Annotated in this window: 20 protein-coding genes and 1 riboswitch; of the genes, 4 read left to right on the top strand and 16 right to left on the bottom strand. The window is 71.0% G+C overall.

Translation table 11 applies throughout. The features are described 5' to 3' along the window. Window positions 1-28 precede the first annotated feature (28 nt). The 6 genes from NOSIN_RS19205 to NOSIN_RS19180 all read right to left on the bottom strand — a co-directional run bounded on the left by NOSIN_RS19205 (window position 29) and on the right by NOSIN_RS19180 (window position 6389). Window positions 29-1681, bottom strand: coding sequence for a sodium/solute symporter (locus tag NOSIN_RS19205; protein ID WP_077692084.1), 1653 nt, complete (start codon window positions 1679-1681; stop codon window positions 29-31). Next, window positions 1678-2067 carry a hypothetical protein gene (locus tag NOSIN_RS19200; RefSeq protein WP_077692083.1) on the bottom strand — a complete coding sequence of 130 codons (390 nt, stop codon included), beginning with the start codon at window positions 2065-2067 and terminating at the stop codon, window positions 1678-1680. Before NOSIN_RS19200 ends, NOSIN_RS19205 begins: the two co-directional genes overlap by 4 nt. After that, a complete protein-coding gene (locus NOSIN_RS19195; RefSeq protein ID WP_077692082.1) occupies window positions 2064-2891 on the bottom strand; it encodes a LytR/AlgR family response regulator transcription factor in 828 nt (275 codons plus the stop codon). The genes NOSIN_RS19200 and NOSIN_RS19195 overlap by 4 nt, the downstream gene beginning before the upstream one ends. Next, window positions 2888-3904, bottom strand: a complete 1017-nt coding sequence (locus NOSIN_RS19190) for a sensor histidine kinase (RefSeq protein WP_077692081.1) — start codon at window positions 3902-3904, stop codon at window positions 2888-2890. The genes NOSIN_RS19195 and NOSIN_RS19190 overlap by 4 nt, the downstream gene beginning before the upstream one ends. A gap of 401 nt (window positions 3905-4305) precedes the next feature. Next, window positions 4306-5991, bottom strand: a complete 1686-nt coding sequence (locus NOSIN_RS19185) for a solute symporter family protein (protein ID WP_077692080.1) — start codon at window positions 5989-5991, stop codon at window positions 4306-4308. Then, a complete protein-coding gene (locus NOSIN_RS19180) occupies window positions 5988-6389 on the bottom strand; it encodes a DUF485 domain-containing protein (RefSeq protein ID WP_077692079.1) in 402 nt (133 codons plus the stop codon). The genes NOSIN_RS19185 and NOSIN_RS19180 overlap by 4 nt, the downstream gene beginning before the upstream one ends. Window positions 6390-6744: 355 nt before the next feature. Further along, window positions 6745-6806: riboswitch (guanidine-III (ykkC-III) riboswitch) on the top strand. A gap of 30 nt (window positions 6807-6836) precedes the next feature. Between NOSIN_RS19180 and NOSIN_RS19175 the strand changes: the two genes are divergently transcribed. Further along, a complete protein-coding gene (locus NOSIN_RS19175) occupies window positions 6837-7151 on the top strand; it encodes a DMT family transporter (RefSeq protein ID WP_077692078.1) in 315 nt (104 codons plus the stop codon). 151 nt (window positions 7152-7302) lie between these two features. On the opposite strand, the gene NOSIN_RS19170 is transcribed toward NOSIN_RS19175, so the two are convergent. The 7 genes from NOSIN_RS19170 to NOSIN_RS19140 form a co-directional block, all read right to left on the bottom strand. Then, window positions 7303-8370 (bottom strand): TerC family protein, encoded by a 1068-nt coding sequence (locus NOSIN_RS19170; RefSeq protein WP_077692077.1) that lies wholly within the window; start codon window positions 8368-8370, stop codon window positions 7303-7305. An 85-nt stretch (window positions 8371-8455) separates the two neighbouring features. After that, window positions 8456-9022: a hypothetical protein gene (locus NOSIN_RS19165; RefSeq protein ID WP_077692076.1), complete on the bottom strand. Its 567-nt coding sequence runs from the start codon at window positions 9020-9022 to the stop codon at window positions 8456-8458. Further along, window positions 9022-10632, bottom strand: a complete 1611-nt coding sequence (locus tag NOSIN_RS19160; protein ID WP_077692075.1) for an Nramp family divalent metal transporter — start codon at window positions 10630-10632, stop codon at window positions 9022-9024. Before NOSIN_RS19160 ends, NOSIN_RS19165 begins: the two co-directional genes overlap by 1 nt. Before the next feature lie 238 nt (window positions 10633-10870). Next, on the bottom strand, window positions 10871-13024 hold the full coding sequence (locus NOSIN_RS19155) for an acetate--CoA ligase family protein (protein WP_077692074.1): 2154 nt from the start codon (window positions 13022-13024) through the stop codon (window positions 10871-10873). A gap of 4 nt (window positions 13025-13028) precedes the next feature. Continuing rightward, the gene (frc, locus tag NOSIN_RS19150) at window positions 13029-14258 is read right to left on the bottom strand and encodes a formyl-CoA transferase (RefSeq protein WP_077692073.1); all 1230 of its coding nucleotides are present in this window, start codon (window positions 14256-14258) and stop codon (window positions 13029-13031) included. A gap of 15 nt (window positions 14259-14273) precedes the next feature. Continuing rightward, a complete protein-coding gene (locus tag NOSIN_RS19145) occupies window positions 14274-15977 on the bottom strand; it encodes a thiamine pyrophosphate-binding protein (RefSeq protein ID WP_077692072.1) in 1704 nt (567 codons plus the stop codon). A gap of 76 nt (window positions 15978-16053) precedes the next feature. Next, window positions 16054-17439 (bottom strand): MFS transporter, encoded by a 1386-nt coding sequence (locus NOSIN_RS19140; RefSeq protein ID WP_077692071.1) that lies wholly within the window; start codon window positions 17437-17439, stop codon window positions 16054-16056. Window positions 17440-17590: 151 nt separating this feature from the next. Here NOSIN_RS19140 and sucC point away from each other — a divergent pair, with 151 nt between their 5' ends. From sucC to NOSIN_RS19125, 3 genes are read left to right on the top strand one after another with little or no spacing between them, the layout of a single operon-like run. Further along, on the top strand, window positions 17591-18751 hold the full coding sequence (gene sucC / locus NOSIN_RS19135; RefSeq protein ID WP_077692070.1) for an ADP-forming succinate--CoA ligase subunit beta: 1161 nt from the start codon (window positions 17591-17593) through the stop codon (window positions 18749-18751). 37 nt (window positions 18752-18788) lie between these two features. Beyond that, entirely contained in the window at window positions 18789-19730 is a 942-nt protein-coding gene (gene sucD, locus NOSIN_RS19130; protein WP_077692069.1) for a succinate--CoA ligase subunit alpha, read from the top strand. After that, on the top strand, window positions 19727-21277 hold the full coding sequence (locus NOSIN_RS19125; RefSeq protein ID WP_077692068.1) for an aldehyde dehydrogenase family protein: 1551 nt from the start codon (window positions 19727-19729) through the stop codon (window positions 21275-21277). Before sucD ends, NOSIN_RS19125 begins: the two co-directional genes overlap by 4 nt. Window positions 21278-21451: 174 nt before the next feature. On the opposite strand, the gene fdhD is transcribed toward NOSIN_RS19125, so the two are convergent. From fdhD to NOSIN_RS19110, 3 genes are all read right to left on the bottom strand, one after another. Continuing rightward, the gene (gene fdhD / locus NOSIN_RS19120) at window positions 21452-22333 is read right to left on the bottom strand and encodes a formate dehydrogenase accessory sulfurtransferase FdhD (RefSeq protein WP_077692067.1); all 882 of its coding nucleotides are present in this window, start codon (window positions 22331-22333) and stop codon (window positions 21452-21454) included. Window positions 22334-22406: 73 nt separating this feature from the next. Next, a complete protein-coding gene (locus tag NOSIN_RS19115) occupies window positions 22407-23348 on the bottom strand; it encodes a 2Fe-2S iron-sulfur cluster-binding protein (protein ID WP_077692066.1) in 942 nt (313 codons plus the stop codon). Next, window positions 23345-25321, bottom strand: coding sequence for an NAD(P)H-dependent oxidoreductase subunit E (locus NOSIN_RS19110; RefSeq protein WP_077692065.1), 1977 nt, complete (start codon window positions 25319-25321; stop codon window positions 23345-23347). Before NOSIN_RS19110 ends, NOSIN_RS19115 begins: the two co-directional genes overlap by 4 nt. Window positions 25322-25553 lie beyond the last annotated feature (232 nt).

The raw sequence follows: 25553 nt of genomic DNA, 5'->3' as shown, positions 1-25553 counted from the left end.
GCGGGCCCGCCGCACGGGGACCGCGCGCTCAGGGCGAGTGGAGCCGCAGGACCGCGTGCTCGGCCCAGTCCGGCGGACGTGTGAGCCGGGAGACCACCGTCATCGTCGTGAAGGCCAGCGGGATGGTCCACGCCGCGGGCTGGGCCAGCAGCACCGACACCCATCCGTCCGGCGTGGGGAGCAGTATCGACCACCCCACCGCGCCGGTCGCGGTCACCGTGCCCACGACCAGCCCCGAGGCCGCTCCGGGCAGCGTCAGCCTCCGCCACCAGATCCCCAGCACCAGCAACGGACAGAACGTGGAGGCCGCCACCGTGAACGCCCACACCACCAGCACGTTGATGTCGATCATCTGCGCGGGCAGCGCCAGCAGCACGGCCACGCCCGCCCCCACGACCACCGCCAGGCGCAGCCGTGGCACGCTCCCCTGGAACAGGTCGTGCGACAGCCCGCCCGCCAGGGCCAGCAGCAGCCCGGAGGAGGTGGACAGGAACGCGCCGAACGCGCCCGCCGCCACCAGCGCCGCCAGCACCGTGCCCACCGACCCCGGTACCGCCTGCTCCGGCAGCACCACCGCCACCGTGTCGGTGCCCTGCAACAGGACCAGGTGCGGCGTGAGCACCCGGCCCAGCAGCCCGTACACCGCCGGGAACAGGTAGAACAGCCCCAGCAGGGCGATCACCCCCACCGCCACCCTGCGCGCGGTCCGCGCCGTGGGACTCGTGTGGAAGCGCATGATGACGTGCGGCAGGCCCATACAGCCGAGCGTGATCGCCAGCAGGGCGGACCACGTCTCGAACAGCGGGTAGCCGCCCACGTCCAGCAGCGGCATGCTCCACCGCTCACCGCCCAGGTCCGGCAGCCCCTCCGGGCGCGGAATGGTCGCGCCCTCGGGGAAGACGTACTCGGTGCCCTCGGCCGCGGTGTGCTCACCGGCGGAGAGCCGCACCTCCTCGCCGCCCGGAGCGGTCACCGTCACCGGCTCGTCCAGGCTGAACCGGGTCCCCACGGTGAACTCCACCGGGGTCGTCTCGGGAAAATGCGTGCCCCACTCCGGGGTCAGCGCCTCCGTGCGGGTCCGCGGACTGGAGTGCACCACCAGGTAGATCGCGGGGATGGCGAGGAAGGCCAGTTTGACGACGTAGTGGAAGGCCTGCACGTAGGTCGCCGACCGCATGCCGCCGGCGGCGATCGACCCGCTCACCACCAGCCCGGCGAGCAGCACCCCCACCCAGTACGGCGTGCCGCTGACCAGGGCCATCACCACCCCGGCGCCCTTGAACTGGGGCACCAGGTACAGCAGCATGATCACCAGCACCACGCACCCGCACAGCTTGCGCAGACGCGGCGCGCCCAGCCGGTACTCGGCGAAGTCGGGCACGGTGAACGCGCCCGACCGGCGCATCGGCCCGGCCACCAGCGCCACCACCGCCACGTAGCCCGCGGCGAACCCCACCGCGTACCACATGGTGCCCAGGCCGTTCTTGAGCACCAGCCCGGCCAGCCCCAGCACGGAGGCGGCCGACAGGTACTCTCCCGCGATCGCCATCGCGTTCCAGGTGGGGGACACCCGGCGCGAGGCCACCAGGAAGTCCGACGTCGAGCGTGCCGCGCGTACCCCGTAGATGCCGATGACCAGGCTGGTGACCAGGACCAGCCCGATCGCCAGGGCCGAGATCACCGCTCCCGCTCCCCGTGCCCGGGCTTCGGGTGCTCCCGCTCCGCCCGTTCCTCGATGCGTTCGGCCGAGCGCACGTGCCACAGCGCCAGCACGAACAGCAGGGGGTAGACCGCCACCATCAGGAGCAGCCACGACAGGGGGACTCCGCCCGGACGGATCTCCCCGAGCACGGGGAAGGCCGCGAAAGCGCCGCTCATTCCGAACAGCAGGACCGACAGCAGCGCCACCGTGCGCGCCGCCGCCCGCCGCTGGGCGTGGAAGAGCCTGCGCGCAGCCTCGGTGTCCACCGGCCCGGGTATCGGCAGCAGGTGCTGCACGGGCCGGTTGCCGCGGGCCAGCGCGATCCGGGTCTGCGGGCTCGTCAGCTTCTCCCTGCGCGGGCTCATGGCGCCTGCCGGGGGGACTGCTCGTGCTCACCGTCCCGGGACCGGACGGGGGGAGGGCCCTGCGCGTTCGCGGACCGGCCGAGCTGGTCGCGGCGGGCCGCCTCCAGCAGTTGCGTGCGCAGGTGGCGGCCGTGGCGGCGGCTCACCGGCACGTCCCCGGCCGGGGTGCCCGCCACCAGGCCGGACGAGGAGGTCACCCGCAGGTCGCGCACCCACGGGATCGCGATGAGGAAGCCCCGGTGGACCCGGACGAACCCCGCCGAGGCCCACACCTCCTCCAGGTACGACAGCGACAGGCGGATCAGGTGGCCGCCGTCGGCGGTGTGCAGGCGCACGTAGTCGCCCTGGGCCTCCACGAACTGCACGTCGTCGCGCTTGACGAACACCGTGCGCCTGCCCGTGTCGATCTGCACCACGTGCAGGTCCTCGGCGGGCGGGGCGTCACCGCTGGGACGGCGCAGTTGGGCGATGCGGCCCACCGCCTCGGCCAGGCGCTCGGGGCGGATCGGCTTGAGCAGGTAGTCCACGGCGCCGATGCCGAACGCCTCCACGGCGTGGGTCTCGGACGCGGTCACGAACACGATGGACGGCGGCTCCGACAGCACGCTCAGCACCCGGGCCACGTCCATGCCGTCCAGGCCGGGCATGAGGATGTCCAGGAACGCCGCGTCGATCGTGGTGGTCCCCAGCAGCCGCACGGCCGTGGCGCCGTTGTCGGCCACGAGGACCTCCGCCACCTCGGGCATGTCGCCCAGCAGTGACGCCATCTCCTGGCGGGTGGAGGCCTCGTCCTCGACCACCAGTACCCGTAGCTCGGGCTTCACTGCGCCACCACCCCCCTGGTGAATCTGGGTACGCGCACGGTCACCTTCGTTCCCTCGCCGAGCGCGGTCTCGATCACCAGACCGTACTCGGGTCCGTAGACCGCGCGCAGCCTCTGGTCCACGTTGGCCAGGCCGACGCTGCGCGACTCCGGTCCCGTGCCCGCCAGCAGGGAGCGGGCCAGGTCGGGGTGCATGCCGACCCCGTCGTCCTCGATCTCGATCACGCACAGCGGTCCCTCGCCGAAACCCGAGACGCTGATGTGGCCGCGGCCCTCCTTGCGTTCCAGGCCGTGCCGGAGCGCGTTCTCCACGATCGGCTGCACCACCAGGAAGGGGATGGCCACCGGCAGCACCTCCGGCGCTATGCGCACGGTGATGTCCAGGCGGTCGTGGAAGCGGGCCCTCTGTAGTTCGAGGTAGGTCTGCGTGGCCTCCAGCTCCTCCGAGAGCGTCGCGTAGTCGCCCTTCTCCGAGAAGCCGTAGCGCAGGTAGTCGGCGAAGTCCGACAGCAGGTGGCGGGCGCGGTCCGGGTCGGTGCGCACCAGCGCGGCGATGACCGCGAGGGCGTTGTGCATGAAGTGCGGGGAGATCTGTGCCCGGAGCGTGCGCAGGTCGGCGGCGGCGATGCGCGTGCGTGCCCGGCGCAGCGCCGCGTGGTCCAGGCAGTCCGACACCAGCGCGGCGGCCGCCTCCACGTCGGTCTCCACGGGGTTGCCCGACGCCACCAGCGCCCCGGACAGCTCGTCGTCCACGGTCAGGGGGACCGCGCACACCGAGGTTCCGTCGGCCAGGCGGCCGCGCGCGTTGCTTCCGTACTCGAAGACCTGGGCGAGCAATCCCTCGACCTCCTGCGGCTCGGGCTGTCGGCCGTACGCGGCGACAGGACCGTCCAGGTCGGCGAGCACGACGCCTTCCACGGCCAGGAGCTCGCGCAGCCGCCGGGCGGCCGAGGGCACCTTCCTGCCGTGTAGTCCGTCCTGGAGGTCGATGCCCAGGGAGTGGACCTGGCGCATCAACTCGACGCTCGCCCGCTGCGCTGACGACGCTGGGCGCCGCCGGGAGGGGGACATCCGCGACAGCCACCGATATGACACGGAACGACCCTATCCCAGCAGCCTGTGTCGACACTCACGTGGTGGGAATCACCTTTCGAATCGTGATGTGGGAGGCGTGTCCGTTCCCGTGCCGGCGCAAGGGTCCGGGCCCGTCACCCGGGAGGGGATGACGGGCCCGGGAAGGGGCTCGGGGACGGTGGCCGCACCGGGAGCAGGGTGTCTCCCGGCGGGGAGTGGGCCACCGGTGACCACCCCGAGCTCGTGGTTCCTGGGGCCTGCTCCTCGGGTCCCGGCCCGTGAGGGGTGTTCGTGCGCCCGAACACGGACCGGGGCGAGGCGGAGGTCCCGAAGGGCACCGCCTAGTGCTGGCCCGCCTTCTCGGCGCCGGCACCGGTCAGGGCGCGGACCTGGAGCATCGCGAACTTGTCGAAGTCGCGCTCCTTGGACATCAGCGTGCCGACGACCGCGCACAGGAGGCTGATCGGCACCGACACCAGGGCCGGGTTGGGCAGCGGGAACCAGGCGAAGTCCGCGGTCGGGATGAGCGCCTTCTCGCTGCCGGAGACCACCGGCGAGAAGAGCACCAGGCCCACGGCGCTGATCAGGCCGCCGTAGATGCCGGCGAGGGCGCCGGCGGTGTTGAACCTCTTCCAGAACAGGCTCAGCAGCAGGGTCGGCAGGTTGGCCGAGGCCGCGATCGCGAACGCCAGCGCGACCAGGAAGGCCACGTTGAGGTTCTGGGCGAACACGGCCAGGACGACCGCGACCGTGCCGACGCCCAGTGCGGCGAGCCGGGCGACCTTGACCTCCTCGGCGCCCGTGGCCTTGCCCCTGCGCAGGACCGAGTTGTAGAAGTCGTGCGCGATGGAGGACGAGGAGGCGATGACCAGGCCCGCCACGGTGGACAGGATGGCCGCGAAGGCCGCGGAGGAGATGAGCGCGAGCAGGACCGAGCCCGCCATGTCCCCGCCGATGGTCTCACCGACGGCCTGGGCCAGCTGCGGAGCGGCCGTGTTGCCCGCCGCGTTCTGGGCCGTGATGGCCTCGTGGCCGACGATGGCCGCCGCGCCGAAGCCCAACACCAGGGTCATCAGGTAGAAGGTGCCGATGAGGCCGATGCCCCAGTTGACCGACTTACGGGCGCTCTGGGAGTCGGGGACGGTGTAGAAGCGGATGAGGATGTGGGGCAGGCCGGCCGTACCCAGCACCAGGGCCATGCCCAGGCTGATGAGGTCCAGCTTGTTCCACATGGTCTGCACCGGGTCGCCCGCGACCTCCACGCCGTAGCGCAGGCCGGGCTCCAGGAAGCCCTCCTGGCCGCTGGCGTTGGCGGCGTCGCTCATCAGGGCGCCGAGGTTGAACCCGTACAGCGACAGGGTCAGCACGGTGAGCAGGGCGGCGCCGGACATGAGGATGACGGCCTTGATGATCTGCACCCAGGTGGTGCCCTTCATGCCGCCGAAGGTCACGTAGACCGTCATCAGGAGGCCGACGACCACGATGCCGACGATCTTGGCGGTGGCGGCGTCCATGCCGAGGAAGGTCTGACCGGGCTGGATGCCCAGCAGCAGGGCGATGAGCGCGCCCGCGCCGACCATCTGCGCCAGCAGGTAGAAGATCGACACCACGATCGTGGAGACCGAGGCCGCGGTCCGGACCGGGCGCTGCTGCATCCGGTAGGACAGCACGTCGCCCATGGTGTAACGGCCGGAGTTGCGCAGCAGCTCCGCGACGAGCAGGAGGGCGACCAGCCAGGCGACGAGGAACCCGATGGAGTACAGGAAGCCGTCGTAGCCGAACAGGGCGATCATGCCGGCGATGCCCAGGAAGGACGCGGCCGACATGTAGTCGCTGCCGATGGCCAGGCCGTTCTGGAGCGGGGAGAAGCCGCGGCCGCCCGAGTGGAAGTCGGTCGCGGAGCGGGTGTTGCGACTGGCCCAGACGGTGACGCCGAGCGTGGCCGCGATCATGAGGACGAAGAGGACGATGGTGACGATACGACTGCTGTCGTCGACCGTGGCGACCGCTTCCTGTGCGAACATCATCGGCCGCTCTCCTTGTCCATCGCGTCGTGCTGGAGCTCGTCACGCAGCTCGACCGCCTGTGCGTCGAGCTTGCGGCGGGCGTAGCTCGTGTACAGGATGGCGATCCCGAAGGTGGAGAGGAACTGCAGGAGGCCGAAGAGCAGCGCGACGTTCACGTTGCCGAAGAGCACGGTGCCCATGACCTCGCGGCCGTAGGCGGACATGAGCACGTAGAGCAGGTACCACGCCATGAAGGCGATGCTCATCGGGAAGATGAAGGCGTAGAGGCGCTTCTTGAGCCCGACGAAGCGCGGGTCGCCGTGCATCCTGACGTAGGCCTCGCGCGAGATGGGCTCCGCGTCGCCTCCGTTGCCACCTGGGGGTGGTGTCGGGTCCTTCGTGGGCCTGTCTGGTGACATTGAAACCTCCGGGGGGATCGGCGGACAGCCGGTGAAGACGATGTTTCGCCGGTGTGACGTGCGTTACCCGGCACTGTAAGGAGGGGCACTCCGCCACAGGAGGGGGTGCGCGTCCACGCGCGCCGAACGCGGGGGAGGAGCGTCAAGCGGTCGCCCAGCGCTCGGTGAGTGGTCGGGCCGTGCGGTGAGCGGTCGACGAGTGGTTCCCCCGCTGGTGCGCGTGTCAGCCCCCGACGTGCGGGTCCATACCGCCGACGGCCGGTGAAGGGGGTCTCCGGCGTCCCCGGAAGGCCCGGCCGGCGCGGGCCGTTGTACCTTGCGTGGCATCACCGCCCGTGCGGACAGAGGTCGTACGGGTGCGTTCCGTGAGACCCCGGACGAGGTGCGCCGTACCCGGTGACGACAAGACGGCGCGTTCGCACACGCACGTCACGGAAGGTACGGATCATGGCCTGGATCGTTCTGGTGGTCTCGGGGTTCCTGGAGACCGCGTGGGCGACCGCGCTCAGCGCGTCCCAGGGCTTCACCCGCCTGTGGCCGTCGGTGGCCTTCGCGGTCACTCTGACGCTGAGCATGGCCGGCCTGGCCTACGCGCTGCGCACCATCCCCGTCGGGACCGGTTACGCGGTCTGGGTCTCGATCGGCGCCGTCGGCACCGCCCTGGTCGGCATGCTCTTCCTCGGGGAGGGCTTCAGCGTCCCCAAGGCGCTGTGCCTGCTGCTCATCGTCGCGGGCGTCGTCGGACTCAAGCTCCTGCACTGAGCCCGTGTCCGGGCCGGGGCGGCACGGACGGGGACGGACCGGGGACGGGCTGCCCCGGGCGAACGCGGGCGGCCCCGGCGGAGGTGCTCCGCCGGGGCCGCTCTGTGGTCACCCGTGTCCCGCCGCGGTGGTGCGCCGCGGGGGCGTGAGGTCATTTGCGGGTCCGTGTTCCCACCTCGTCGTCGTCATCGGTCCGTGCCCGCGAGGCGGTGTCGGTGTCCCCGGCCCCTTCGGAGGACCGGGCCGCGACCCCGGCGGCCTCCGCCGCCTCGGCGGCGGCGGTCTTGCGGCTGCTGAGCAGGCTGGTCACCGTCGTGACGGCGAGCGTGGCGATGATGACGAACAGAGAGGTCAGGGTGCCGATCTCCGGCACGTGCCAGTCGGTGGTCTCGTGCAGGGCGTGCAGGATCAGCTTCAGGCCGATGAAGCCCAGGATCACGGCCAGGCCCTTGTTGAGGTGGACGAGCTTCGTCAGCAGGCCGCCGATGAGGAAGTAGAGCTGGCGCAGGCCCATCAGGGCGAAGGCGTTGGCGGTGAAGACCAGGTAGGGCTCCTGCGTGATGCCGAAGATGGCCGGGATCGAGTCGAGGGCGAACAGGATGTCGGTGAGGCCGACGGCGATCATCACCAGCAGCATCGGCGTGACCACGCGCTTGCCGTCCAGCCGCACGGTCAGCTTCGCCTCGTGGAACTTGTCGGTGGTCGGCAGGAGGCGCCGCACCATCCGCACCGCGGCGTTCTCCTTGTACTCCTCGTCCTCGCCGCCCGCGTCGGCGATCAGCTTCCACGCCGTGAACAGCAGGAACGCGCCGAAGATGAAGAAGACGCCGGCGAAGGCGTTCACCACCGCCGCGCCCAGGGCGATGAAGAGGCCGCGGAACAGCAGGGCGAGCGCGATCCCCACCAGGAGGACCCTCTGGCGGTGCTTGGCCGGGACCGCGAACGACCCCAGGATCAGGATGAAGACGAACAGGTTGTCGACACTCATCGAGTACTCGACGATCCAGCCGGTGAAGAAGTCCAGGCTCTGTGAGGGGGTGCTGAAGATCCCGATCCCGATACCGAAGACGATGGCGAGGGAGACGTAGACGCCGATCCAGATCGCGGCCTCACGCATCGATGGCTCATGGGGTCTGCGCGCGATGATGATGAAGTCGACCGCGATGACGGCCAGCAGGGTCGTGATGGTGACGGCCCATACCCACGGGTGAATGTCCACGTTCTCTTATCTCCATGTGCTCGTACGGGCACGGTGCTGCCCGCGGAGCGGCGGTACGGCCGCTCCGCAGGCATCACCGTGGTTGTCAGGGGGAGGTGTTGGAGGACTTGCGGCGGGGACGCTGGGGTCCGCGCCGCCGGTTGAGGTGATCCGCGTGTTCCATGTAGCGCTCGACGAGTGCCGCGGCCACGGGGTTGTGACCACGGATGCGCAGCAGCCAACGCGGGGCGATCCGCTCGTGCAGCCACAGGAACCCGATGGTGAACCCGAAGCTCAGCATGGCTTGCAGCGCAAGGAAGGACAGTAGCGGCTCACCCAGCACGGTGTCGCTTCCGACCACCTGTGCCACGGCGTAGGAGTCGAACAGGCGGACGAGGGGGAACCCCACGAGCCAGTACAGGGCCAGAGGCGCCACGGACCCGATGGTGAAGACGCCACGTGCCAGCAGCACACAGTATCCGGCGCCGAGAAGTGCGATGGGACCCCCCATCGCGAGCGCGAGGGTGAGGGTGACCTCCACGGGGAGTCCCGCCAGGACTCCGACGCCCGCGGCGAACAGTCCTACCACCGGGCCGATCGCCGCGCCTGGTACAGCGACCTCCACGTGGTCGAAGAGGGGCCTTCCCTCCGGAGGGGTGTCTGGGGGCTTCATCAGTCGATCACGACCCCGAAGGCGAACAGGGAGTAGAACAGGGCACCGAGGTAGAACACCGCCGCGAAGGCGATGATGGCGTTGGAGAAGATGCCCGGCCGGATCGGCTTGGGCAGCGTGATGTTGTTGACCAGCAGCAACACCACGCAGTAGGCGCCCATCGCGAACGCCGACAGGAAGGCCAGCACGTCCAGGATCGCCGCCGGCCCGTCGGCCGGACCGAAGAGCAGGATGCAGATGCCGAAGGCGATCAGGCCCCAGAGGAAGATGGCGTACAGCTTCGACATGCCGATCTTCTTGGCGCCCGGCACGAAGTTGAAGGTCATGTCGGCCTGGCCGCGCGAGAAGGAGTCGAACAGCCCCAGCGTGGCGTTGAGCCCGATGAGCGCGATGAAGCAGAAGAACACCGTGCCCAGGACCGGGCTGCCGGCCGCCGAGAAGGAGGCCGCCATGGCGTCCAGGGCGGCGTTGCGGTCGCCGCCCCTGAGCAGCTCGGTCACGTTCGGGTCGAAGCGGGCCGCGGACTGGGCCAGCACGGTGAAGGAGATCGTCACCAGCATCGTGATGCCCCAGAACAGGACCAGGGCGTCGAAGGAGACCCAGCGCCGCCAGCCCTTCCACTTCTCCATCTCCTCGGGGTCGGAGGTGTCGAACATGAAGCCGCGCGAGGGCATGGTCTCCTGCTCGCCCGCGTGCCTCAGACCACGGATCTGGGGGATGTGCGCTCCCATGCCCGCGCCCTTGTCGCGCAGGTGCAGGGTGTACCACATCTGCTGCATGCCCGAGGGGCCGGCGAAGGCGATGGACCCGACGATCACGGGGAACCAGAGCGCCGTGGACGCCTCCGCGGGGAAGTAGCCGAACGCGAACATCCCGGTGAGGGTGGACGTCAGGTCGGACAGGTTGCCCACGATCGCCGCGATCACCGCGCTGCCGACCACCAGCAGGCCGATACAGATCGACAGCAGGTTCTCGAGCAGGTTGTAGATGACCTTCGCGAAGGTGAAGACCACGCCGACGAGGAGCATCCCCGTCACCGCCGTCAACTGCCAGGGGATCCCGGTCACCCTCTCGAAGGCCGACGCGCCCGCCGACAGGTGGCCCGGCCAGATGTAGACCAGGATCGCCGTGGCGAAGAAGAACCACATGAGTGGCTTGAAGACGCGTGCGGCTCCGTAGAAGATGCTCTCGCCCGTGGCCATCGCGTAGCGGGACATCTCCAGCATGACCACGGCCTGCAGGGTCACACCGACCAGGAAGAGCCAGCGGATCTCGGGGCCGAAGACCAGGACCAGCCGCGGCCACATGTAGGACTCGCCCATGCCCACGCCGAGGGCGACGAGGAACACGGTGGGGCCGAGGATGTGGATCGAGGGGGGTGCCTTGGGCAGGCGCCGGATGGGCATCTGCTCCAGCCGGCCCGCCTTCCAGAAGCGCTCCTCCTCCTCGGGGGCGCTCCCGGCGGTGCCGGCCGTGTCGGTCGGGGTGCTCGGGGGGTTCGTGCCCGCCTCGGTGGAGGGCGCCGGTCGTTGTGCGGGGATGTGCGGACGTTCGGTGCCGGAGCCGGTCGAGGCCGCGGTGTCACCGCTTTCGGGGTGCGAGGAATCCATGGGTGGAACTCCCTGTGTGGGATGTGCGGATGCGAGTCGGTGGTTCGCATGGCGCCCCCGGATGGTTCTGGTCCTCCCTTCCTTCGGACGTGTACAAGGGGTCACTGCGGCGCGGCGCGTGGCTGCCGTCGCGGTGGCTGCTCCCGACGGTCTGTGGCGGCGGCTCCAGGCCGTCGGGTTCATGGGGGTTGCGGAGGGAACGGCCCGGTCAGAGCTCACGCCCTGACCGGGCGTCGGGTCAGAGTACTCCGGCGGAGCGGGCCCAGCGGTACTTGGCGCCCAGAACCTTCACGGGCATCTCCGTGGTGTAGGGATAGGCGACGATCCCGTGCTCGAAGAGCTTCTGGCTGGCGGCCTCGACCTCGGTGTCGCCCGAGAGCGAGGCGACGACCGGCTTGTCGATCCCGGCGGCCCTGGCCTTGCTCACCACGTCGATCACCACGTCGGCGAAGACCAGCGGCGGGGTGACGATCGTGTGCCAGTAGCCCAGGACCAGGGAGTGCACCCGGGGGTCCTCCAGCCCCAGCCGGATGGTCTTCTCGTAGGTGGAGGGCGGCTCGCCCCCGGTGATGTCCACCGGGTTCCCGGCGGCGCCGAAGGGCGGGATGAAGGCGCGGAAGGCCTTGTCGAGGTCCGGCGGGATCTCGTACAGCGACATGCCGTTGTCCACCACGGCGTCCGACAGCAGCACGCCGGAGCCGCCGGCGCCGGTGATGATGACGATGTTCTCGCCGGTCGGCGCGGGCAGGACCGGCAGCGCGCGGCCGTACTCCAGCAGCTCGGTCAGGCCGGGCGCGCGGACCACGCCCGCCTGGCGCAGGATGTCGTCGTAGACCTTGTCGTCGCCCGCGAGCGCGCCGGTGTGCGATCCGGCCGCACGGGCCCCGGCGGAGGTCCGCCCGGCCTTGAGCACCACCACGGGCTTCTTGGGCACGACCTCGCGGGCGGCGGCGACGAACGCGCGGCCGTCCTTGAGGTCCTCCAGGTGCATCGCGATCGCGTTGGTGTTCTCGTCCTGCCCGAAGAAGGTGAGCAGGTCGTCCTCGTCGATGTCGGCCTTGTTGCCCACACCCACGATCGCCGACACGCCCGTGCGGGTGCTGCGGCTGTAGCCCAGGATCGCCATGCCGATACCGCCGGACTGGGACGTTAGAGCGGTCCCGCCCGCCACGTCGTAGGGCGTGCAGAAGGTCGCCGACAGCTTCTGCGGCGTGTAGTAGTAGCCGTAGATGTTGGGGCCGAGCAGGCGGACGCCGTGCCGTCGGGCCACGGCGAGCACCTCGTCCTGCAACTCCTGTTCGCCGGTCTCGGCGAAGCCGGAGGGGATGAGGATCGCGCCCGCCACGCCCTTGCGCCCGGCCTCCTCCAGCGCGCTCGCCACGAACTTGGCGGGGATGGCGAAGACCGCGACGTCCACGTCGCCGGGCACGTCGGTGATCGAGGCGTAGGAGGCGCGCCCGTAGACCTCCTTGGCCTTGGGGTTGACCGGGTGGACCCCGCCCTCGTAACCGCCGTCCACGATGTTCTTGATGACGGAGTTGCCGATTTTGCCCGCCTCGTTGGAGGCGCCGATGATCGCGATGGAGCGCGGCTTGAAGATGCGCTCCATGGAGGCCAGGATCTCCTCACGGCTGAACTTGTCGGGTCCCTTCGCGGGCTCGAAGTCGAGGACGAAGCGCAGGTCGGCGGCGATCGCCCCGGAGGCGGAGGCGAACACGGGGTTCAGGTCCGCCTCGGAGATCTCGGGGAAGTCCGAGACCAGGTCGGACAGGCGGACCAGGAGGTCGGCCAGGGCGCCCTTGTCCACGGCCTCGCTCCCGCGGACCCCGGACAGCACCTCGGCCGCCCGGATGGAGTCGAGCTGGCCGAGCGCCTCCTCCCGGGTGAGCGGCGCGAGCCGGAAGGCGACGTCCTTGAGGACCTCCACGAGGACCCCGCCGAGACCGAACACCACCACCTTGCCGAACGTGGGGTCGGTCGTGGCACCGACGAGCACCTCCACTCCGCCGCCGACCATCTGCTGGATCTGGACTCCGTCGATCCGGGCGTCGGGGTCGTGGGCGCGGGCGTTGGCGGTGATGCGCTCGAAGGCCGCGGCGACCTCCTCGGCGCTGTTCAGGCCGATCTCGACGCCTCCGGCGTCGGTCTTGTGGAGGATGTCGGGGGAGACGATCTTGGCCGCCACGGGCAGGCCCAGCTCCGCGGCGAGGGCGGCGGCCTCCTCCGCGGTGCCGGCCAGCGCCTCACCGGGTACGGGGATGCCGTAGGCCTCGGCGAGGACGCGGCCCTCGGGGGCGGTCAGCGCGCTCCGGCCCTCGGCCCTGGCGCGGTCGAGTACCTCGCGGACCGAGGCACGGTCGCGGTCGGAACGCTCGGGGGTGTAGACGGCCATACCTTCAGATCACTCCGTTCGATGAGAGATCGGCCAGTTCCTCGGGGGAGAGGCCCAGCTCGGATCCGTAGACGTCGGTGTTGTGCTCGCCGAGCAGGGGGGACCGCACGACGTCCACCGCCGATTCCGAGAGCCGGATGGGCGAGGCGACGGTGTGGTAGGTGCCGCGCTCGGGATGCTCGACCGCGGTGACGACCCCGTTCTCGCGCAGGGTGGCGTCCTCGATGATCTCCCGGGTGGACATGATCGGCCCGCAGGGGATGTTGTGCTCGTTCAGAGCGGCCAGGACGTCCCACTTGGGCAGTTCCTGGGACCACTCCTCGATCAGGGAGAACGCCTTGTCGAGCTTGTCCAGCCGGGCCTCGGGGGTCGACCACTCGGGGTCCTCGGCCAGTTCGGGGTGGCCGATCAGCCGGGCGATGGGGGCCCAGCCGGTGGGCTGGATGATGACGTAGACGTAGTCGTTCGGGCCGCCGGGGGCCGTGCGCACGGCCCAGCCGGGCTGCCCGCCGCCGGAGGCGTTGCCGGATCGGGGGACCTCGTCGCCGAACTCGTCGTTCGGGTACTCGGAGAGGGGCCCGTGCGCCAGCCGCTGCTGGTCGCGCAGCTTGACGCGGCACAGGTTGAGCACCGAGTCCTGCATGGCGACCTGGACGCGCTGGCCGCGGTCGGTACTGACGCGCTGGTACAGGGCGGCGAGGATGCCGGCCACCGTGTGTATCCCGGTGCCCGAGTCGCCGATCTGCGCTCCCGTGGCCATCGGGGGTCCGTCCTCGAACCCGGTGGTGCTCATCGAACCGCCCATGGCCTGGGCGATCACCTCGTATGCCTTGAAGTCGGCGTAGGTGCCCGGCCCGAAGCCCTTGATCGAGGCGTAGACCAGGCGGGGGTTGACCTCGGACAGCACCTCCCAGGTGAAGCCCATCCGGTCCAGCGCCCCGGGCGCGAAGTTCTCCACCAGCACGTCGCTGCGGCGCACCAGGTCCAGGAAGATCCGCTTGCCCTCGGGGCTCTTGGTGTTCAGGGTGATGCTGCGCTTGTTGGAGTTGAGCATCGTGAAGTACAGGCTGTCCACGTCCGGCTTGTCCCGGAGCTGGCGCCGGGTGATGTCCCCGGAGGGAGCCTCCACCTTGACGACGTCCGCGCCCATCCACGCGAGGATCTGTGTCGCGGACGGACCGGACTGGACGTGGGTCATGTCCAGGACGCGGATTCCGTCGAGTGCCTTGCCCATGACTCTCCTTCCGGGCTACTTGTACATCGTCTGGTTCATGGTCCCCGGGGCGTACACCTCGGGGTCGATCCAGACGTTGATCAGTGAGGGCTTGCCGGACTCGCGGGCGCGGCGCAGGGCCGGGGCGATCTCGGCCGGGTCCCGGACCTCCTCCCCGTAGCCGCCGAGCATCTTGGCGAACTCCGAGTAGCGCACGTCCCCGAGGGTGTTGCCGATCTCCCCGCGGTCGGCGCCGTACTTGGCGATCTGGCCGTAGCGGATCTGGTTCATCGAGGAGTTGTTGCCGATGATCCCGACGAAGGGCAGGTCGAAGCGGACCAGCGTCTCGAAGTCCCAGCCGGTCAGGCTGAACGCGCCGTCGCCGAACAGGGCGACGACCTCCTTGTCGGGCCGGGCGTGCTTGGCGGCCATCACGAACGGGATGCCGACGCCGAGCGTGCCGAGCGGGCCCGGGTCCATCCAGTGGCCCGGCGACTTGGGCTGGACCACCTGGCCGGAGAAGGTGACGACGTCGCCGCCGTCGCCGACGTAGATGGAGTCCTCGGTGAGGAACTGGTTGATCTCGCTGACCAGCCGGTAGGGGTGGATCGGCGTGGAGTCGGAGGTGAGCAGGTGGGCGCGCTTGTCGAGCGCGGCCTGCTCCTGGTTGCGCAGGTCCTCCATCCAGGCCTTGCGGCCCTGCGCCCCGGTGTCGCCGTAGCCCGAGACGGCCTGGAGGACCGAGGACAGGACCACGTCGGCGTCGCCGACGATCCCCAGGTCGACGTCCCGGTTCTTGCCGACGGTGGCGTAGTTGAGGTCGATCTGCACCACGGTGGCCGTGGACGGGAGGCGCTTGCCGTAGCCCATCCGGAAGTCGAAGGGGGTGCCGACGATGATGATCAGGTCGGAGTTGGTGAAGGCGTAGCGCCGGGAGAGCTGGAAGTGGTGGGGGTCGCCCGGGGGCAGGGTGCCGCGGCCCGCGCCGTTCATGTAGGCGGGGATGTTGAGGGAGCGGACCAGGTCGGTGGCCGAGTCGGTGGCCCGGGTCGTCCACACCTGGTTGCCGAGCAGGATGCTGGGCCGCTCCGAGCGCACGATCAGCTCGGCCAGCCGCTCGATGTCGGCGGGGTCGCCTCCCTGGCGGGTACTGGCGCGGTAGCGGCCCGCGACGGGGATGCGCGCCCTCTCCAGCGGTACCGAGGCGTCCAGTACGTCGCGCGGGATCTCCAGGAAGGACGGGCCGGGCGCGCCGCTGTTGGCCTCGCGGAAGGCCATGGAGACCAGGTCGGCCACGCGCTCGGTGTGCGGCACGGTGGCCGCGAACTTGGAGATCGGGTTGATCATGTCGACGTGCGGTAGGTCCTGGAGGGACCCCATCTTGTGCTGGCTGAGGGCGCCCTGGCCCCCGATGACCAGCATCGGGCTCTCCGCGCGGTAGGCGTTGGCGATGCCGGTGACCGCGTCGGTGGTCCCGGGACCCGCGGTCACCACGGCGCATCCGGGCTTGCCGGTGATCCGGGCGTATCCGTCCGCGGCGTGCGCTGCGACCTGCTCGTGGCGGACGTCGATCACGTCGATGCCCTCGTCCGCGCAACCGTCGTAGATGTCGATGATGTGTCCGCCGCAGAGCGTGAAGATGGTGTCGACACCTTCGGCCTTGAGCGCCTTGGCCACCAGGTGGCCGCCGGAGATCGTGGTCGTGTCGCTGCTGGGTTCGGTGCTTGCCTTGTCGGCCATCGGTGCGACGACCCCTTTCGTGCGGGTACCGGGATGCGGTGTACCTTTGTTGATCGGATACTGTATACCGTGTACGTCACATTGGAGCACGACGCGCTGCCGCTGTCCAGACCCTGGTTTGCCTGGGGATGGTACGAATCGGCAGAGGACGGCGCAGACGGGCCGCGAGAAGGGCCGCCACCGCGGGCAGGACGCCCGCCGCGGCGAGGAAGCCGGCATGGGTGCCGGCGGGAGCCAGGGACAGGACCGCCATGGCTCCACCCACCCCCAGCAGCCCTCCGACCGCCTTGGACCCGTGGACGAGGCTCTGGAGGCCGGGAGCGCGCTGCGATCCGAAGTGCCCCTCGGTGATCGCCCGGGTGAGCGGATAGCAGGACCCGGTGCCCGCGCCGACCACCAGCGCCAGGAGGACGAGCAGCTGGACCGGCCCGGCGGGGGCCGCGGCGGCCAGCGCGACCAGCGCGAGGGCGGTCGCGGCCATCAGCAGGGCGAGGGTCCGACGCCTTCCCGTCCGCTCGGCGGCGGTGCTCGCGGCCAGCCTCCCCAGGCCGCTGGCCAGGGCGAGGGCCGTGATCACGGCGGCGACGTCCGAGGGAGGCCGGCCGAGGCCGAGCAGGAGCGTCGGCAGGGCGGCGAGCGCGAACAGGGCGCTCGTGCCGGACAGCGCCACCACCGCGTGCAGGGCGGGCAGCGAGCGCCCGCTCGCCCAGGCCTGTCCCATGCTGAAGTCCCCCGCCGCGGGAGGGTCGGCGCGCCTGCGCAGCGCGGTCGCGCACGGGTCGTTGCCCGGCGGCCACCACCGCTCCGGGGCCTCGCGCTGGCCCGCGCCGCCCGCCAGGCCCAGGGCGACCACCACCGCGGCGAGCGCGGTGGAGGCCGGCGGCAGCGCGTCGGGGGAGAGTCCCAGCACGACGGCGGGCAGCAGGGGGACCGCGCCCAGGGCGAAGGCGCCGCCCACGACGCCCAGGCGCACGGTGTGCCGGTCCGGGAACCAGCCGCCGACCAGGTCCGCGCAGGAGTGGTAGACCAGCCCGGCCCCCGCGCCGCCGAGGACGCCGTAGCCCAGTACCGCGGCGACCGGGCTCGCGGAGTGGCCGAGTGTGAACAGGGCGGCGCCGCACAGCAGTGCTCCCGCGCAGACCACGGGGCCCGGCCCCAGCAGCCCTCTGGTCCGCAGCCAGTGCGGCGCGGGAGCGAGGGAGCCCTGGACCAGGGCCCAGACGAGGAACGGCGCGAGTGCCTGGGCGGGCGACCAGCCGTGCGCCTCGACCAGGACGGGCACGGCGGCCCCGTAGCCGAACTGGAGCACGCCGACCGCCGCGACGGCGACGAGCGCGCGGACGAGGAGGGCGGATCGGGGCAGCCCGGTCAGTTCCCGGGCGGTGGGGCCGACGGTGTACCGCCGCCCCCGCCAGTCTCGGACATCTGTCGTGGTGTGGTGTCGGGTTGGCTCCTGAGGCATGTCGACACCTCCTTGTATGCAGTATGCAAAGCACGTCGCGCCTTGTGAAGGGGTACGCGGGCACAACTCGTCGAAGGAGCGGGTATTGCATACTGCATACAGTATGGCGTATCACTGAGAGGGGGCGAGCGAAGCAGGATGAGGAGGAGTGGTGGATCTCTACGAGTTCGAGGCCAAACAGATCTTCGGTGAGTACGGTGTCCCCCTCGTGGAGGGCGAGATCGCCAACACCCCGGAGCAGGTCCGGCTGGCGGCGGGCCGGATCGGCCAGAAGGTCGTCGTCAAGGCGCAGGTCAAGACCGGTGGCCGCGGTAAGGCCGGCGGTGTGAAGGTCGCCGACGGACCCGAGGACGCCCAGGCCAAGGCCGAGCAGATTCTGGGCATGGACATCAAGGGCCACACGGTGCACCGCGTCCTGGTCGAGGAGGCCTCCGACATCGCGGAGGAGTACTACTTCTCCCTCCTCCTGGACCGCGCGAACCGCACCTTCCTGGCGATCTGCTCCGCCGAGGGCGGTGTGGAGATCGAGGAGGTCGCCGCCACCGACCCCGACGCGGTCGTGCGAGTTCCGGTGGGCCCCGAGGGCCTGGACCGCGAGGCGGCGCTGGAGATCTGCCGCGCCGCACGCCTGCCGGAGGGGATCCGGGACCGCGCGGCGAAGGTCGTCACGGCCCTGTGGCGGGTCGCCGCCGGCGAGGACGCCACCCTGGTCGAGGTCAACCCGCTGGTGCGCACCCGGGACGACCGCGTGATCGCCCTGGACGGCAAGGTCACCCTGGACGACAACGCGGCCTTCCGGCACCACGAGCGCGCCCCCTTCGCGGACGGCGCGAACACCGACGAACGCGAGCTGCGGGCGCGGGAGAAGGGCCTGAACTACGTCAAGCTCGACGGCCAGGTCGGGATCATCGGCAACGGCGCGGGCCTGGTCATGTCCACCCTGGACGTGGTCGCCTACGCCGGCGAGGGCCACGGCGGCGTCAAGCCCGCCAACTTCCTGGACATCGGCGGCGGCGCCTCGGCCGAGGTGATGGCCGACGGTCTGGAGATCATTCTGGGCGACCCGGCGGTCAAGAGCGTGTTCGTCAACGTCTTCGGCGGCATCACCGCCTGCGACGCCGTGGCCAACGGCATCGTCCAGGCACTGGAACTGCTGGGCGACGTGAGCAAACCGATCGTGGTCCGTCTGGACGGCAACAACGCCGAACTGGGCCGAAAAATCCTCACCGAGCGCGCCCACCCGGCCGTGCGACAGGTCGACACGATGGACGGCGCCGCCGCACAGGCCGCCGAACTCGCGTCCGCGAACTGACCTGGGTGGGACATCCCGACGGGAGTATGAGAGACACATGGCTATCTTCCTGAACAAGGACAGCAAGGTGCTCGTCCAGGGCATGACGGGCTCTGAGGGCACCAAGCACACCCGCCGGATGCTCGCTTCGGGCACCCAGATCGTGGGCGGGGTCAACCCGCGCAAGGCGGGCCAGAGCGTGGACTTCGACGGTACCCAGGTGCCGGTCTTCGGATCGGTGGCCGAGGGCATGGAGGCCACCGGCGCCGACGTCACGGTGATCTTCGTGCCGCCCAAGTTCTGCAAGGGCGCGGTGTTCGAGGCCGTGGACGCCGGGATCGGCCTGGCGGTGGTGATCACCGAGGGCATCCCGGTGCACGACACGGCCGCGTTCTGGGCCCACGCCCAGGCCACGGGTAACAAGACGCGCATCATCGGCCCCAACTGTCCCGGGCTCATCACCCCGGGTCAGGCCAACGCGGGCATCATTCCCTCCGACATCACCAAGCCGGGCCGGATCGGGCTGGTGTCCAAGTCGGGCACGCTGACGTACCAGATGATGTACGAGCTGCGTGACATCGGGTTCTCCTCGGCGGTGGGCATCGGTGGGGATCCGATCATCGGGACCACGCACATCGACGCGCTCAAGGCCTTCGAGGCCGATCCCGACACCGATGTGATCGTGATGATCGGTGAGATCGGCGGTGACGCCGAGGAGCGGGCCGCGGACTTCATCCGGGAGCACGTGACCAAGCCGGTGGTGGGGTACGTGGCGGGCTTCACCGCTCCGGAGGGCAAGACGATGGGCCACGCGGGCGCGATCGTGTCGGGGTCCTCGGGCACGGCCGCCGCGAAGAAGGAAGCGCTGGAGGCCGTCGGCGTCAAGGTCGGCAAGACCCCCAGCGAAACCGCCCAGATCATTCGTACCGCTCTGACCGGAGCGACCCAGGGAGAGGAGGCGGGCGTCCCCTCGCAGTCGATGGCGCCCACAGCCCCATGACGGAGATGACGCTCAAGCCCGGCACCGAGTGGGCGACCCTGTACGCCCGCTGCCGCGAGATCGCCCCGGAGGCCTTCGCCGCCGACCGGGTCAACAACCACTGGGGCGGCCAGTGGCGTGCCGACGGTGAACCGCGCACGTCCTACTCGCCCGTGGACGGTTCCGAGATCGCCGGACCGCCCATGCTCGACGAGGCCACCGCGGACCTCGCGGTGGCCGGGGCCGCCGCCGACCACCGCGCGTGGAGCGGTGTCCCCCTCGACGAGCGCCGGGACCGGGTCCGCGCGGCCGTCCGGGCCTGGGGCGAGCACCGCGACACCCTGGCCCTGGCCCTGGTCTGGGAGATCGGCAAGCCCTGGCGGCTGGCCCGCCAGGACGTCGACCGGGCGATCTCGGGGGTGGAGTGGTACCTGGAGGAGGTCGACCGGATGCTGGACGGGCGCGTCGCCCTCGACGGCCCCGTCAGCAACATCGCCAGCTGGAACTACCCCATGAGCGTGCTGGCCCACGCGATGTGCGTGCAGGCCCTGGCGGGCAACGGCGTGATCGCCAAGACGCCCACCGACGGCGGGCTCGTGTGCCTCACCCTGGCGGTGGCCCTGGCGGTCCGGGAGGGCCTGCCGTTCACCCTGGTCAGCGGTGGAGGGCGCGACCTGTCCCCGGCGCTGGTCCGCGGCTCCGAGATCGGCTGCGTCTCCTTCGTCGGAGGGCGCGACACCGGGGGCCGGGTCGCGGCCGACCTCGCCGACCTGGGCAGACCGCACATCCTGGAGCAGGAGGGCCTGAACTGCTGGGGCGTGTGGGAGTTCGACGACTGGGACACCCTCACGGGGCAGATCCGCAAGACCTTCGACTACGCCAAGCAGCGCTGCACGGCCTACCCCCGGTTCGTGGTGCAGCGCTCCCGCTTCGACGCCTTCCTCCAGGCCTATCTGTCCGCCGTGTCCACGGTCCGCTTCGGGCACCCGCTCGCCGTCGCCGATCCCGGGGACGACCTGCCCCAGCTCGACTTCGGGCCGCTGGTCAACGCGGCCAAGGCCAAGGAGCTCACCGACCGGGTCGAGGAGGCCGTCGCGGGCGGCGCGGTGCCGCTCCACCGGGGCTCCGTCGCCGACGCCCTGCTGCTCCCGGGGCAGAACACCGACGCCTACGTGGCCCCCGTGGCCCTGCTGGAGCCGCCGCGCTCCTCCCCGCTGTTCCACGCCGAGCCCTTCGGGCCGGTCGACACGATCGTGCTGGTGGACACCGAGGCCGAGCTGCTGGCGGCCATGAACGCCAGCAACGGGGCGCTGGTCGCCACCATCTCCTGCGACGACACCGACACGGCCGACCGCCTGGCGGCCGGGGTGCGGGCCTTCAAGGTCGGCGTCAACCGGCCGCGCTCACGCGGGGACCGCGACGAGCTGTTCGGCGGCTGGGGCGACTCCTGGCGGGGCGCCTTCGTCGGCGGTGAGCTCCTGGTCCACGCGGTCACCCGCGGTCCCGCCTCCGAGCGGCTGCCCGGCAACTTCCCGCACTACACGCTGCACCCGGAAGGACGCGTCTGACCGGCGCACGACAGCGGTGATCTTGCTCTTGGCGGCACCGTCGAGCACCGACAGTGGCACTGGGAGCAAGATCACCGCGTATCGGTGCGTCTTTCCGGGGCGGGGGAAGCCCGGCAGGCGTGGTATCGGGCCTGGCCGGCGCGGGGGGCTGGTACGCGCCGACCGGGCCCGCGCCTACCGACCCGGAGGGCGTGGTACTTCTGGGGCCGCCGAAGGCGCGGTGAGCGCCTTCTCCAGGAGTACGCGGTGCCTTCCGGCGTAGACGTTCATGGAGGTGCCGCGCAGGAATCCGACGAGCGTGATGCCCGCCTCCTCGGCCAGGTCGACCGCGAGGGAGGAGGGCGCGGAGACGGCGGCCATCATGGGGATGCCCGCCATCCACGCCTTCTGCACCAGCTCGAAGGAAGCGCGTCCCGACACCATCAGTACCGTGTCACGCAGCGGCAGACGGTCGGAGCGCAGCGCCCAGCCGACCAGTTTGTCCACCGCGTTGTGCCTGCCCACGTCCTCGCGCAGGACGAGCAGCTCGCCCTGCGGGGTGAACAGCCCGGCGGCGTGCAGGCCGCCGGTGCGGTCGAACACCCGCTGTGCCTCGCGCAGCCGGTCCGGCAGCGCCGTCAGCGTGTCCAGGCCGATCCGCAGCCCGTCCCCGGCCACCGGCCAGCGGGCCTGGGTGCGCACGGCGTCCAGGCTCGCCTTGCCGCACAGCCCGCAGGAGGAGGAGGTGTAGAAGTTGCGCTCCAGGGAGGTGTCCGGGCGGGGGACGTCCGGGGCCAGCGACACGTCGAGCACGTTGTAGGTGTTCGATCCGTCCTCGGTGGCCCCGGCGCAGTAGCGGATCGCGGTGACGTCCCGTTCCCGGGCCGCCACCCCCTCGCTGACCAGGAACCCCGCGGCGAGGTCGAAGTCGCTTCCGGGGGTGCGCATGGTGATGCTCAGCGGGGTCCCGTCCAGCCTGATCTCCAGCGGCTCCTCCACCACGAGGGTGTCCACGCGCTCACTCGCGACCCCCTCCCTGATCCGGAGGACCTTCTCCCGGGTCGTGACCCGTCCCATCCGTCCACCGCCTTCCGCTGCGTCTGGTCTACTCCTTCACCCGCCCCGCGTCGAGGGGGGCGGACCCACGGATTCAGTCTCCGCCGCGCCGCTGCACGTGCTGGAAGCCGAACCGGCCCTTGATGCACAGGTTTCCATGGGTCACCGGATTGTCGTGCGGGGACGTGACCTTGACGATCTTGTTCTCCTGCACGTGCAGGGTGAGGTTGCAGCCGACCCCGCAGTAGGTGCAGATCGTGGTCGTCTCGGACTGCTTCTCCTCGTCCCAGGTACCCTCCTGGCGCATGTCGAACTCCGTGGAGAACGACAGGGCGCCGGTCGGGCAGACCTCGATGCAGTTCCCGCAGTACACGCAGGCCGAGTCGGGCAGGGACACGTCGTGCTCGGTGGAGATGCGCGCGTCGAACCCCCGGCCCGCCACTCCGATGGCGAAGGTGTTCTGCCACTGGTCGCCGCAGGCGTCCACGCACTTGTAGCACATGATGCACTTGGAGTAGTCGCGCACGTAGAGGTCGTTGTCCACCTTGGCGGGCTGCTCGACCGTCGCCGCGACGGAGCCGTCGCCGGGCTCGTGCTCGCCCGCCCGGCGGGCGTCGCGCACGCCCAGGGCGGCGGGCTCGGCCCGCCGGCCGAACCTCTCGGGCTCCGCCTCGTAGCGCTCCATCCACTCCGCCACCTGCGGCGTGGTGGACAGGTCCACCGAGGAGCCCAGCAGCTCCAGGACCAGCTTGCGGCTGTGCCGGACCCGCTCGGAGTCGGTGGCCACGCTCATCCCGGCCTCCAGCTTGCGCGAGCAGGCGGGGGCGAGCGTGCGCGCGCCCTCCACCTCCACCACGCACACGCGGCAGGCGTTGCGCGGGGTGAGCGTGTCGCCGTAGCACAGGGTGGGGATCTCGGTCCCGGACGCGGAGCAGGCGTCCAGGATCGTGGTGTCCTCCGGGACGCGGACCTGCTCTCCGTCGATGGTCGCGTCGATCAGCCGCTTGGGCGGGGACAGGAGTACGGGGGCGGTCATCGGGCCTCCTCGGTCGCCGGCCGGTCGCCCGGCGCGGCGGTCTGGTGGGTGTCTTCGGAGAACAGTCCGAGCCGGTCGATGGCCGACTCCACGGCGTTCCAGGCGGTCTGGCCGAGTCCGCAGATCGAGGCGTCCCGCATGGCCTGGCCGACCTCGCGCAGCAGGGGCAGCTCCTGGGCGGGGGAGGCGCCGGCCCGCAGGCGCAGCAGGGACTCCTCCTGGCGCACGGTGCCCACACGGCACGGGACGCACTGGCCGCACGACTCGTCCCGGAAGAAGGCGGCGACGCGTACCAGCGTCGAGGCCAGGTCCGCGGTGTCGTCCAGGACGAGGACGACGCCCGAGCCCAGCGAGGTCCCCGCCTCCCTCGCCCCCTCGAAGGTGAGGGGGATGTCCAGCTCGTCGCCGCGCACGAACGTCCCGGCGGCACCGCCGAGGAGGATCGCGCGGATCGAGCGGCCCTCCGGCATCCCGCCCGCCGCCTCGACCAGGTCGCGCAGGGTGGCTCCGAAGGGCATCTCGTACAGGCCGGGACGGCGTACGCCGCCGGAGAGGCAGAACAGCTTGGGACCGGTCGACTTCTCGGTGCCCACGGCCGCGTACGCGGGGCCGCCCATCAGCAGGACCGGGAGCACGTTGACCAGTGTCTCCACGTTGTTGACGGCGGTCGGCTTGCCGAACAGCCCCTTCTCCACGGGGAAGGGCGGCTTGGAGCGGGGCTCGCCCCGCTGGCCCTCGATGGAGCCGAAGATCGCGGTCTCCTCGCCGCAGATGTAGGCGCCCGCGCCGCGCCGGATCTCGATGTCGAAGGAGAAGCCCGAGCCCATGATGTCGGTGCCGAGCAGGTCGCGCTCGCGGGCCAGGGCGAGGGCGTTCTCCAGGTGCCGCAGGGCCCTCGGGTACTCGCCCCGGATGTACAGGTAGCCGGTCTGGGCGCCGATCGCGTATCCGGCGATCGTCATGGCCTCGACGAGGGAGAAGGGGTCGCCCTCCATCAGCACCCGGTCCTTGAAGGTGCCGGGCTCGCTCTCGTCGGCGTTGCACACCAGGTAGTGCGGCGCGTCGGGCTGCTGGGCGGTGGCGCTCCACTTGCGGCCGGTGGGGAAGGCCGCGCCGCCGCGGCCGACCAGGCCGGAGTCGTTCACCTCCCGGAGGACCCCGGCGGGTCCGAGCCGCAGGGCCTCGCGCAGCGCCGCGTAGCCGCCCTCCGCGCGGTAGTCGTCCAGGCTGAGCGGGTCGACGCGGCCGATCCGGCGCAGCAGGACGTGGTCGGGGGAGCCCGCGTCGGGGACCGCGGAGGCGGCGTCCGCCTCGGGCGCGGTGCCCGGGAGCGGGTCGGCGCCGTAGGTGGTGCGGACCGCCGGGCGGTGGCCGTTCCCCTCGCTCGGAGCCACCGGTCCGTCCGCGGACGCGCTCTCGGCGAGGGCGTCCAGGTCGTCGGGGCCGGCGGGCGCGGCGACGGCGTACCGGGCCGGGTCCCCGGCCTGGAGCGCGAGCGCGGCGGGTGCGCGTTCGCACATGCCCAGGCAGGGGCTCTCGTGCCAGGTGGTGCCGCCCTCGGTGGATCCGGGCGGACCCAGCCGTTCGACCATGCGGTCGCGCAGCCCCGAGGAGCCCGCGGCGGCGCAGGCGATGTCCGTGCACAGGTGCACGACCCGCCGGGGCCGCTCGTGCATGGCGAACATCGCGTAGAAGGAGGCGACGGCGTAGGCCTCCGCCGGGGGAACGGTCAGTCTGCGGCAGATGTGGTCGAGTGCGCCGCGGCTGATCCAGCCCACGCGGTCGTTGACGGCGTGTAGGGCGGGTAGGAGCATGTCGCGCTGGTCACGGGCGGTGTGGCCGCCCCTGGCGTAGCGCAGGTCGGTGTCCTGACGGGTGCCGCCGTCCCATCCGGACTCAGGCGGTCCCAGGACCGAGTCGACAGCCTCGCGCTCGGCGGTGGTGGGAGCCTCGTCCAGGAATTTCAGGTCCACGCCCGTGTCACCTCATATCACGTGTAAGCCAGATCACAGGATTCTGTATACAGAGAACAGTATGATGGGTGAGTCGGATTGACAACCCCGTGGTCCGACGCGGTCCCGGTGGGATGTCATCCTTCCCGGGGCGTGCTCGAACCGCACACGGCAGGTGCGCTCGGGCACCCGCGCGGGCCGTCTCCGCAGGGGGCTGGGGAGACGGCCCACACGCTTCTCGTGTGCTCGGCGC

The organism is Nocardiopsis sinuspersici (assembly GCF_001998325.1).
Classification (GTDB): domain Bacteria; phylum Actinomycetota; class Actinomycetes; order Streptosporangiales; family Streptosporangiaceae; genus Nocardiopsis; species Nocardiopsis sinuspersici.
The sequence above is the reverse complement of the archived record's forward strand: the minus strand, read 5'-3'. Positions and strand labels throughout refer to the sequence as shown.